The organism is Mycobacterium sp., from assembly GCF_035653355.1.
In the GTDB taxonomy this organism is placed as follows: Bacteria; Actinomycetota; Actinomycetes; order Mycobacteriales; family Mycobacteriaceae; genus Mycobacterium.
This window is the reverse complement of the sequence record NZ_DASRBZ010000301.1, coordinates 1-10,669: the sequence shown is the minus strand read 5'-3', so window position 1 is coordinate 10,669 and position 10,669 is coordinate 1. Positions and strand designations below refer to the sequence as shown.

At 66.8% G+C, this 10,669-nt stretch carries 8 protein-coding genes and 2 pseudogenes; 8 read left to right on the top strand and 2 right to left on the bottom strand.

Features of this window, described 5'->3' with window-relative positions:
- The 3 genes and pseudogenes from VFA16_RS10500 to VFA16_RS10490 form a co-directional block, all read left to right on the top strand.
- Positions 1 to 900, top strand: a pseudogene (locus VFA16_RS10500) (translational GTPase TypA); the annotation flags it as partial.
- A 135-nt stretch (positions 901 to 1,035) separates the two neighbouring features.
- Positions 1,036 to 2,940, top strand: a complete 1,905-nt coding sequence (locus VFA16_RS10495) for an ABC transporter family substrate-binding protein (RefSeq protein WP_324967749.1) — start codon at positions 1,036 to 1,038, stop codon at positions 2,938 to 2,940.
- A gap of 80 nt (positions 2,941 to 3,020) precedes the next feature.
- The gene (locus VFA16_RS10490; protein ID WP_324967748.1) at positions 3,021 to 3,758 is read left to right on the top strand and encodes a class I SAM-dependent methyltransferase; all 738 of its coding nucleotides are present in this window, start codon (positions 3,021 to 3,023) and stop codon (positions 3,756 to 3,758) included.
- Here VFA16_RS10490 and VFA16_RS10485 read toward each other — a convergent pair.
- Positions 3,742 to 4,347, bottom strand: a complete 606-nt coding sequence (locus tag VFA16_RS10485) for a TetR/AcrR family transcriptional regulator (protein ID WP_324967747.1) — start codon at positions 4,345 to 4,347, stop codon at positions 3,742 to 3,744. The genes VFA16_RS10490 and VFA16_RS10485 overlap by 17 nt on opposite strands.
- A 328-nt stretch (positions 4,348 to 4,675) precedes the next feature.
- Here VFA16_RS10485 and mshB point away from each other — a divergent pair, with 328 nt between their 5' ends.
- From mshB to VFA16_RS10460, 5 genes are all read left to right on the top strand, one after another.
- Positions 4,676 to 5,587 (top strand): N-acetyl-1-D-myo-inositol-2-amino-2-deoxy-alpha-D-glucopyranoside deacetylase, encoded by a 912-nt coding sequence (gene mshB / locus VFA16_RS10480; protein WP_324967746.1) that lies wholly within the window; start codon positions 4,676 to 4,678, stop codon positions 5,585 to 5,587.
- Between the two features lie 94 nt (positions 5,588 to 5,681).
- The gene (locus tag VFA16_RS10475; protein WP_414687688.1) at positions 5,682 to 6,212 is read left to right on the top strand and encodes a hypothetical protein; all 531 of its coding nucleotides are present in this window, start codon (positions 5,682 to 5,684) and stop codon (positions 6,210 to 6,212) included.
- 82 nt (positions 6,213 to 6,294) lie between these two features.
- Positions 6,295 to 8,871 (top strand): bifunctional FO biosynthesis protein CofGH, encoded by a 2,577-nt coding sequence (locus tag VFA16_RS10470; protein WP_324967745.1) that lies wholly within the window; start codon positions 6,295 to 6,297, stop codon positions 8,869 to 8,871.
- Positions 8,871 to 9,635 carry a maleylpyruvate isomerase N-terminal domain-containing protein gene (locus VFA16_RS10465; protein WP_324967744.1) on the top strand — a complete coding sequence of 255 codons (765 nt, stop codon included), beginning with the start codon at positions 8,871 to 8,873 and terminating at the stop codon, positions 9,633 to 9,635. Before VFA16_RS10470 ends, VFA16_RS10465 begins: the two co-directional genes overlap by 1 nt.
- Before the next feature lie 47 nt (positions 9,636 to 9,682).
- Positions 9,683 to 10,273, top strand: coding sequence for a YbhB/YbcL family Raf kinase inhibitor-like protein (locus VFA16_RS10460; protein ID WP_324967743.1), 591 nt, complete (start codon positions 9,683 to 9,685; stop codon positions 10,271 to 10,273).
- Positions 10,274 to 10,281: 8 nt separating this feature from the next.
- Here the strand turns inward: VFA16_RS10460 and VFA16_RS10455 are convergent.
- Positions 10,282 to 10,669, bottom strand: a pseudogene (locus VFA16_RS10455) (NADPH-dependent 2,4-dienoyl-CoA reductase); the annotation flags it as partial.

The window sequence follows — 10,669 nt, the reverse complement described above, 5'->3', positions numbered from 1 at the left end:
ACCATCGGCACCAACACCTCGCCGCTGGCAGGCAAGGTGCCCGGGCACAAGCTGACCGCGCGGATGGTCAAAGCCCGCCTCGACGCCGAGCTGGTGGGTAACGTCTCGATCCGCGTCGTCGACATTGGCCGGCCGGATGCCTGGGAGGTGCAGGGGCGTGGCGAGCTGGCGCTGGCCGTGCTGGTCGAGCAGATGCGCCGGGAGGGTTTCGAGCTGACCATCGGCAAGCCCCAAGCGGTGACCAAGACTATCGACGGCAAACTGCATGAGCCGGTCGAGGCGCTGACCGTCGACTGCCCCGAGGAGTACATCGGCGCAGTCACGCAGTTGATGGCCGCGCGTCGGGGACGCATGACGGAGATGACCAACCACGCCTCGGGCTGGGTGCGGATGGATTTCACGGTGCCCAGCCGCGGACTGATCGGCTGGCGCACCGATTTCCTCACCGAGACGCGCGGCACCGGCATCGCGCACGCGGTGTTCGACGGCTACCGACAGTGGGCTGGAGAAATCCGTACCCGCCACAGCGGGTCGCTGGTGTCCGATCGTGCCGGGACCGTCACCGCCTACGCGCTGCTACAGCTGGCCGATCGGGGCCAGTTCTTCGTCGCGCCCGGACAGGACACCTACCAGGGCATGGTGGTCGGTATTAATCCGCGCCCGGAAGACCTCGACATCAACGTCACCCGGGAAAAGAAGCTGACCAATATCCGCTCGTCGACCGCCGAGGTGATGGAGACCGTCGCCAAGCCCATAGACCTCGACTTGGAACGCGCCATGGAGTTCTGCGGGCCCGACGAATGCGTCGAGGTCACCCCGGAGGCGGTGCGGGTCCGGAAGGTGCTGCTCGGCGCTACCGAGCGGGCGCGCAGCCGGGCGCGGGCCAAGGCGCGGGGCTAGCGCCATGACGGTATCGGCCGCCGAGCGTTACGCTGTGGCGAGAAATCAGCCGGGGTCCCGCCCTGGCGTTACGCTCGCGGCCGAGAGGTCGGTCTGCGCGGCTATGGGGCAGCCGATGGGCCGACCGATACCCTGATGGGCGTGCCGAAACGAGCCCGACGCGCCTGGTTAACCATCGGCGCGCTGGCTTCAGTGCTGGGGCTGGCGGTATCGGGCTGTACCGTCAAGCCCCCGCCCGCGCCGCAGAGCACCGAGACGTCACGCAGCTCGCCGCCCCCGCCGCCGCGCGTCATGCAGGTCATCATGGGCATCGACTCGATCGGCGCCGGCTTCAACCCCCACCTGCTCTCCGATCTGTCCGCGGTCAACGCCGCGGTCAGCGCGCTGGTGCTGCCCAGTGCGTTTCGCCCGGTGCCCGACCCGAGCGCGCCGACGGGTTCGCGCTGGGAAATGGATCCGACCCTGCTGGTATCGGCCGACGTCACCAACGACAACCCGTTCACGGTGACCTACAAGATCCGGCCGGAGGCGCAGTGGACCGACAACGCCCCAATCGCGGCCGACGACTTCTGGTACCTGTGGCGGCAGATGGTCAGCCAGCCCGGTGTCGTCGACCCGGCCGGCTACGACCTCATCACCGGCGTCCAGTCGATCGAGGGCGGCAAGCAAGCGGTCGTCACCTTCTCCCAGCCGTATCCGGCATGGCGGGAGTTGTTCAGCAACATCCTGCCTGCACATATCGTCAAAGATGTGCCCGGCGGCTTCCCGGCCGGGCTGGCTCGCGCGCTGCCCGTCACCGGCGGACAGTTCCGGGTGGAGAACATCGACCCGCAGCGCGACGAGATCTTGATTGCCCGCAACGACCGCTACTGGGGCCCGCCGGCCAAGCCCGATCTCATCCTCTTTCGTCGCGCGGGCGCGCCTGCCGCATTGGCCGACTCGATCCGCAACGGCGACACTCAAGTCGCCCAGGTGCACGGTGGGTCAGCGGCATTCGCCCAACTGTCCGCCATTCCCGACGTGCGGACCGCACGGATCATGACGCCGCGGGTCATGCAGTTGACGCTGCGCGCCGGTGAGCCCAAGTTGGCCGATGCCCAAGTGCGCAAGGCGATTCTGGGCCTGCTGGACGTCGATCTGCTCGCCGCGGTCGGGGCCGGCAGCGACAACACCGTCACGCTGGACCAAGCCCAGATCCGTGCGCCCAGCGACCCCGGGTATGTGCCGACAGCGCCGCCCGCGATGACTAAGGCGGACGCGCTGAGTCTCTTGGAAGCCGGCGGCTACCAGATCGAAAACGACACGTCTGCGTCGGTGCCGCCGCCAGCAGACCCGGCCAGCACACCGGCCAACACCGGCGCTCCGGAGTTCACCCGTGGCCGAATCAGCAAGGACGGCAAGCAATTATCCCTGGTTATCGGCGTCGCATCGAACGACCCGACGGCGGTGGCAGTGGCCAACACGGCCGCCGACCAATTGCGCAATGTCGGCATCGCCGCCACCGTGCTGGGGCTGGATCCGGTGGTGCTCTACCGCGACGCGTTGGTCAACAACCGCGTGGACGCCGTCGTGGGCTGGCATCAAGCCGGCGGCAACCTTGCGACGCTGCTGGCCTCCCGCTACGGCTGCCCCGCGTTAGAGGAGACCCCGGTGTCAACATCGGGGGCGCCGGCGGCCAGCAGGTCCGACGGATCGCCGACCGCGCCGCACGCTGCCAAGCCCTCGGGGACGCCGACGTCGACGCCGCCGAGCCGCTCGCCGGAGCCGGGGGCGCTGGTGCAGGCGCCGTCGAACATCACAGGAATCTGCGACCGCAGCATCCAGTCGAATATCGACGCTGCACTGCAGGGCACCAAGGACATCAACGAGGTGATCAACGCGGTAGAGCCGCGGCTGTGGAACATGGCGACCGTGTTGCCGATCCTGCAGGACACCACGATCGTCGCCGCGGGACCCAGCGTGCAAAACGTCAACCTATCCGGCGCGGTGCCGGTGGGCATCGTCGGCGACGCCGGCCAATGGCTGAAGACCTCGCAGTAACGTCTCGCTGGTAGTAGCCGCTAGCGTTCCTTGCCTGGAGTGGCTATCTTGGCGCTCAGGGAACGAGCTTAGGAGCAGACATGGCAGACGGCATCGACCCGACGTTCGAAGAACTTTACCGTGGTGAGCGCTCCGAACAGGGCCTCGTCCCATGGGATATCGGCGGCCCACAGCCGGTTGTGCAGCAGCTGGTCGCCTTCGGAGGCGTGCGCGGTGAGGTGCTCGACCCCGGCACGGGTCCCGGGTATCACGCTATCCACTTTGCGGCGCAAGGCCTTTCGGCTACCGGTGTCGACGGCTCACCGTCGGCGATAGAGCGGGCCAAACGCAACGCCGAGAACGCGGGTGTGCAGGTCGACTTTCGCGTGGCCGACGCCACCAAGCTCGACGGGTTCGAGGGCCGGTTCGACACCGTAGTCGACAGCGCCTTCTACCACGTGTTCATGGACGACGAGGACACCCAAGGTCGATACGCCCAGGCACTGCACCGCGCCACCAAGCCCGGGGCTCGGCTGTTCATGTTCGAGTTCGGCCGCCACAACGTCAACGGCCTGCAGTTCGACGGTCTGCCCGCCGACAACTTCGAGCGCGTGCTGGGTGCGGCCGGATGGCGTGTCGACTACCTTGGTACCTCCACATACGTCGGCGTCTTCAGGCCGCAAACGCTGGCTTTCATGCAACAGATGATGGCGACCACCCCGGACATGGCCAAGCGGTTCGAGCCCTTCCAGAAACGGCTGAAAACCCTTGAGCCGCTACTCGATGACCATCGGGTGCACTTCCCGATTTGGGCGGTCGCGGCTACCCGCCTCGACTGACCGCCGGTGCCCGCTGGGGAAGGACCGTGTCGAGAATCCGCGCGAGTTGTCGCTTATTCGGTGGCGCTCCAGTCAACAGGAGGTGGTGGTTGATCAACGCCGGCCCAACTCGTGCGGTCAGCGGGGTCAGACGGGCCGGATCGATGTCGCCATTGCGCTCGGCGGCTCGCAGGATCGATTCGATGATGCGAAGGCGGGGCGCCACCACGGCGTCGGCGAAAATCGCGCGCAGCTCCGATTCGTGAACCAACTGGCCGATGATGTCCAGACTCGGAAAGGCGGTCTTGCCGGCGAGCACCTCACAGTGTGCGGTGAACACCGCCAACAGGTTCTCACGTGGCGACCGGTCGGCGCTGGGCTGCGGCAACGGCGGCAGGGCGTGCAGCAGAGCGGCCTGCACCAGAGCGCGCTTGCTGGCCCAGCGTCGATACAGCGCGGCCTTGCCGGTGCGGGCCCGTGCGGCGATACCCTCCATGGTCAGTCCGCCGTAGCTCACCGCCGCCAGTTCGGCCAGTGTGGCTTCGTACAGCGCGTTCTCGAGTTCTTGGCCCCGGCGACGGCTTTTTACGGCTTTGCTCTGCTGTGGCATTCTCCGATAGTAGCCATCATCGTTTCTCATGGCGGTGACACGCCGTGGTTTTGCGGTGATGGCCATCTTGCAGTCGTCATAGCGGCGCCTTTGTGAAATCTGGTTCGCCGCAGCAACATCCGCGAAAGGCGCGTTACCTTACCTCACCGCGGACGTATTCGCAGGACGAGATGCACGGACCTGACGCATTATCTACCGCTCGTACAAGGCGTTTAGCCGGCATATCACCGGTAGACGTGACAGTTCACTATGCACCCGACCAACGAACCCAGCGGTTCCGCGGACCCGTCGTCCTTGCCGGGCGAAGCGGCACCGGTACGGTTTTCTCATGCCGTCCCACGAGACGCCGCGGTTGCTGTTCGTCCATGCCCACCCCGACGACGAAAGCCTCACCACCGGCGCCACCATCGCGCATTACACCGCGCGCGGTGCTCGAGTGCAGGTCGTCACCTGCACACTCGGCGAAGAGGGTGAAGTCATCGGCGACCAGTGGGCGCAGCTGTCCGTCGACCACGCCGACCAACTCGGCGGGTACCGCATCGGTGAGCTCACCACCGCACTGCAGGCTCTCGGCGTCGGCGCGCCGAGCTATCTCGGGGGTGCGGGTCGCTGGCGCGATTCCGGCATGCCCGGCACCGCGCAGCGGCGTCAGCAGAAGTTCGTCGACGCCGAAGAGCGCGACGTTGTCGGCGCATTGGTGTCGGTCATCCGGGAATTGCGGCCGCACGTCGTCGTGACCTATGACCCGAACGGGGGATACGGCCACCCCGACCACATTCGCGCCCATGCCGTCACCACAGCGGCGGCTGCCGCCGCCGGCACCACCGACTACCCGGGTGCGCCCTGGACCGTACCCAAGGTTTATTGGACGGTCGTCGCTGCGAGGGCCTTCTCGGCGGGCTGGCGCGCGCTGCGTCGTGACGATCTACAGCCCCACTGGGTGATCCCGACCGACCACAGCGATATCGGCGAGTTCGGCTACCCGGACGAGCGGATCGACGCAGTCATCGAGGCACCCGATGCGCTACCGGCCAAGGTTGCGGCGCTGTCCGCGCACGCCACTCAGGTCGTGGTCGGGCCGACCGGGCGGGCGTGCGCTTTGTCGAACAACCTGGCGCTGCCGATCCTGCCGGACGAGCACTACATCCTGGCGGCCGGCACAGCGGGAAAGCGCGACGAGCGCGGCTGGGAGACCGATCTGCTCGCCGGACTCGACTTGACCCCATCCGCCGCGCGGTAGGCTTCCTACCAGCCAGCCTCGTGGAAGGAACCGGTATGGACCCCGATATGGACCCCAACATGCAGCACTGGCAGGACCGACTCGATAACTTTCAGTGGGTGATCGCTTCCCTGGTCGCGCAGCTCGACAGCATCCCGACCTGACCGCCACCCAGCCAACCGTCGCATCGAGTGATGACACCGCGGCGACGGACCCCGCGATCCGTATCGTCGTTCTTACCCTGCTGGCCATCGATGGCGTCCTGTCCGCACTCGCGGCGGCACTGCTGCTGCCCGCCTACATCGGGTCGATTCCGTTCCCGGTAAGCGCGTTGATAAGCGGTTTGGTCAACGCCGTCCTGGTATGGGCAGCCATGCACTGGACTAAATCGTCCCGGGTGGCCGCACTGCCGCTGTGGACGTGGTTGCTGACCGTGGCCGCGATGACCCTCGGCGGTCCCGGCGACGACAGAATCTTCGATGGGCCTGGCATGCTGGCCTTGGCGCGTGCGCCGCTGCTGATCGCGGTCGGCGTCGTACCGCCGGTATGGATGGTGCTGTGGCGCCGACGCCGGACAAAACAGGTCGAGCCCGAGCCGGCCAGCCCCCAGCCCCAGGTGAGCCAGACGGGCGAAACTCAGGTCTAATGTGACGGTCATGCCAGGCACCGAAATATGGAGATGGTGAGAGGGTGCGGATGATTTCGCAGCGAGCGGACGTTACGGGGGAGTGGCCCTGAACCCGCAACGCAGCGCCGACTTGCCCATCCCCGCCGTTCCGGGGAAACCCACCGCCGCTAGCGCCAGCGCGCTGCGGCGCGTGTTGCGGCGTGCTCGCGACGGGGTGACGCTCAACGTTGACGAGGCCGCCCTGGCGATGACGGCCCGCGGCGGGGATCTGGCTGACCTGTGCCGTAGTGCGGCACGGGTGCGCGACGCCGGTCTGGAATCGGCCGGACGACGTGGCGCCACCGGCCGGTTGCCGGTCACCTACTCACGCAAGGTCTTCATCCCGGCCACCCGGCTATGCCGCGACACCTGCCACTACTGCACGTTCGTCACCGTGCCGGGCAAGCTGCGCGCCCAAGGGTCGGGCATGTATCTGGAACCTGACGAGATCGTCGACATCGCCCGTCGCGGCGGTGAACTCGGCTGCAAAGAAGCACTATTCACGCTCGGCGACCGCCCCGAGCAGCGCTGGCCCGAGGCCCGGCAGTGGCTGGAAGAACGCGGCTATGACTCCACGCTGTCCTACGTGCGGGCAATGGCGATCCGGGTGCTGGAGGAGACCGGCCTGCTGCCGCACCTGAACCCGGGCGTGATGAGTTGGTCGGAGATGTCGCGGCTCAAACCGGTAGCGCCCTCGATGGGCATGATGCTGGAGACCACATCGCGGCGGCTGTTCGAAACCAAGGGTCTGCCGCACTACGGCAGCCCGGACAAAGACCCCGCTGTTCGGTTGCGGGTGCTCACTGATGCGGGGCGGCTGTCGATTCCGTTCACGACGGGGCTGCTGGTTGGCATCGGTGAGACGCTGCAGGAGCGCGCCGAGACATTGCATGCGATCCGTAAGGTGCACAAGGAGTTCGGGCATATCCAGGAAGTGATCGTGCAAAACTTCCGGGCCAAGGAGCACACCGCGATGGCATCGGCGCCCGATGCGGGTTTCGACGATTTCCTGGCGACGGTGGCGGTGGCGCGGTTGGTGCTCGGCCCAGGCATGCGCATCCAGGCGCCGCCGAACCTGGTGTCCCGCGAGGAGTGCCTGGCGCTGATCCGTGCCGGTGTCGACGACTGGGGCGGCGTCTCACCGCTGACGCCTGACCACGTCAATCCCGAAAGGCCTTGGCCAGCATTGGATGAACTGTCGGCCGTCACCGCCGAGGCTGGATACGACCTGGTGCAACGGCTGACCGCGCAGCCCAAATACGTGCAGGCCGGAGCGGCGTGGATCGACCCGCGGGTGCGCCGGCATGTCATGGCACTGGCCGATTCGGCGACTGGCCTGGCCCGCGACGTGAACGCGGTGGGAATGGTGTGGCAAGAGCCCGACGATGTGGCGTCGGCGGGGCGGGTCGACTTGCATTCGGGGATCGATGTCGAGGGGCGCACCACCGAGGCCCGCAGCGATCTGGACAGCGCGTTCGGGGATTGGGATTCGATCCGCGCGCAGGTGCAGGCGCTGGCAGTGCGCGCACCAGAACGCATCGACACCGACGTGCTGGCAGCGCTGCGCTCGGCCGAACGCGATCCCGCCGGCTGCTCCGACGAGCAGTATCTGGCGCTGGCCACCGCTGACGGCCCGGCATTGGAAGCTGTTGCAGCGCTGGCGAATTCGCTGCGCCGCGATGCTGTCGGTGACGACGTGACCTTCGTGGTGAACCGCAATATCAATTTCACCAACATCTGCTATACCGGCTGCCGGTTCTGCGCATTCGCGCAGCGCAAGGGTGACCCGGACGCCTACTCGCTGTCGGTCGACGAGGTGGCCGACCGGGCGTGGGAGGCCTATGTCGAAGGCGCCACCGAGGTATGTATGCAGGGCGGTATCGACCCCGAGCTGCCGGTCACCGGATACGCCGATCTGGTTCGCGCGGTCAAGGCGAAGGTGCCGTCGATGCACGTGCATGCCTTCTCCCCGATGGAAATCGCCAACGGAGTCACCAAGAGCGGCTTGAGCATTCGCGAATGGCTGACCAGCCTCCGCGAGGCTGGGCTCGACACGATCCCCGGCACTGCGGCCGAGATTCTGGACGACGAGGTGCGCTGGGTGCTCACCAAGGGCAAGTTGCCGACGTCGATGTGGATCGAGATCGTCACCACCGCCCACGAAGTCGGTCTGCGATCCAGCTCGACGATGATGTACGGCCATGTCGACAGTCCGCGGCACTGGGTTGCGCACCTGAATGTGCTGCGCGACATCCAGGACCGGACTGGGGGTTTCACCGAGTTCGTGCCGCTGCCATTCGTCCATCAGCATTCGCCGCTGTATCTGGCCGGCGCGTCGCGGCCCGGGCCCAGCCATCGCGACAACCGCGCAGTGCACGCGCTGGCACGGATCATGTTGCACGGCCGCATCTCTCATATCCAGACCAGCTGGGTTAAGCTCGGGGTGCACGGCACCCAGGTGATGCTCAACGGCGGCGCCAACGACTTGGGCGGCACGTTGATGGAGGAAACGATCTCGCGGATGGCTGGCTCCGAACACGGGTCCGCCAAGACCGTGCCCGAGTTGGCCGCGATCGCCGAGGGTATCGGCCGGCCCGCGCGTCAACGAACCACCACCTACTCACTGTTGGCGGCCTGATGAATCGAAACGTGGACACTGACCGGTTTCCCGAGTGGCAGCCTTTTCTTGATGCGGTGCAGCAACGCCGACCCGACGCCGGCACGTGGTGTGAGGCCTGGACGGTGCGCGACATCGTCATCCACCAAGCAGGCAACGCCGAAGAACTCGCCAGAGTATTGGGCAAACACCTTGAGGGCGAAACCGTCGACACCCGCAGCTTCGAGGAACGCGAGGGCCCGCTGCGCGCCATGAACACCACGGATCTGTGGGATGCCCTGCACGACAGAATGATCAGACTCAACGAGGTCGCCGAAGCAGCCGACGGTATTCCCGCCGATACCGACGTCGCCTGGACCGGGCGCACGATGAAGGTGCCATGGTTCGCCGAGCACATGCGCGAAGAATGCGTCTTGCATACCTGGGACATCACCGGAGACGACGCAGCTTCACAGGCTCGGCTGGCGGAACCCTGGATGACGACCCACAGTGTGATCGCGGTAGGAAAACCGCTGCTGAGGAAGGGCGCCGAGCTACTCGATGCGGGCGAGCGCATCGAGGCGCGGCTGCGGGTTCCCGGCGCCGACGACCTCGTCGTGGCCGCTGAAAATGGCTCGGTGCGAATCGAGCTCGCCGCGACGGACGGACCAGCCACTCTGGAAACCGACGCGGCGGCACGTGTCCTGTTGCTATGGGGTCGCCGTCCCGCCGATCCGTCGCGGATCTGCAGCAGCGTCGGGCCGGAAACGCTGGGCCGGGTGCGCCGGCTGCTCAGCGGCTACTGACCAGCCGGCTCTTTACGCCGCGGCCGCTCAGGGGTATACACACGCCCATGAGACTGGGGCTGGCCACTGTTGCACTGCTGCTTCTTGCGCTTCCGGCATGTGGTGGTGGCAAGGTGAATCCGCAATCTCCTGGCCCCACGAGCTCCGGCGCGGTGACGAGCTCGACACCAGCACCGCCGGCCGGGCCGGCCAAGCTCACCGTCACCAGTTCCGCGTTCGGTGACAACACGCCGATCCCGGCCGAGTACTCCTGCCACGGCCGCAACGTTCCGCCGCCGCTTCGCTGGCAGAACGTGCCTAAAGGCACCCAGTCGCTGGCTCTGGTGGTCGACGACCCCGACGCGCCCTCCGGTCTGTATGTGCACTGGGTGGTCAGCAATATCCCGCCATCGACCACTGCAATCGGGGAAGGCCCGCTGCCCCAGGGAGCAGCTGTCAGCATGAACTCAGCCGGGAAGGCGGAGTACTTCGGCCCGTGCCCACCCGCCGGCACCGGAGTGCACCACTACCGCTTCCAGCTCTACGCGTTGAATAAGCCGTTGACGTTGGCGCCTTCCACACCCGCGCCGGAAGCCACACAGAAGATCGCCGCCGCGGCCATCGCCAACGCCCGCACGGTGGGCCTGTTCGGCGGCTAAGTAAACCCCTATAGTCGCGCTGCCAGTTCGGTGCCTTGCCGGATGGCGCGCTTGGCGTCAAGCTCGACGGCCAACGCGGCCCCGCCGATCACGTGTGGGTCAATACCGTTGTGCCGCAAGTTCTCTTCGAGGTCGCGCACCGACTCCTGGCCCGCGCAGATCACCACATTGTCCACCGCCAGCAGCTGCGGGTGCTCACCGACGCTGATGTGCAGGCCGGCGTCGTCGATGCGCTCGTAGGTCACCCCCGAGAGCTGTTGCACCCCTTTTGCCTTCAACGACGCCCGGTGCACCCAGCCGCTGGTGTTGCCCAGCCGCCGCCCCTGGGGCCCATTGCTGCGCTGCAGCAGGTACACCTCGCGCGCAGGCGGTGCAGGGATCGGCGTGGTAAACGCG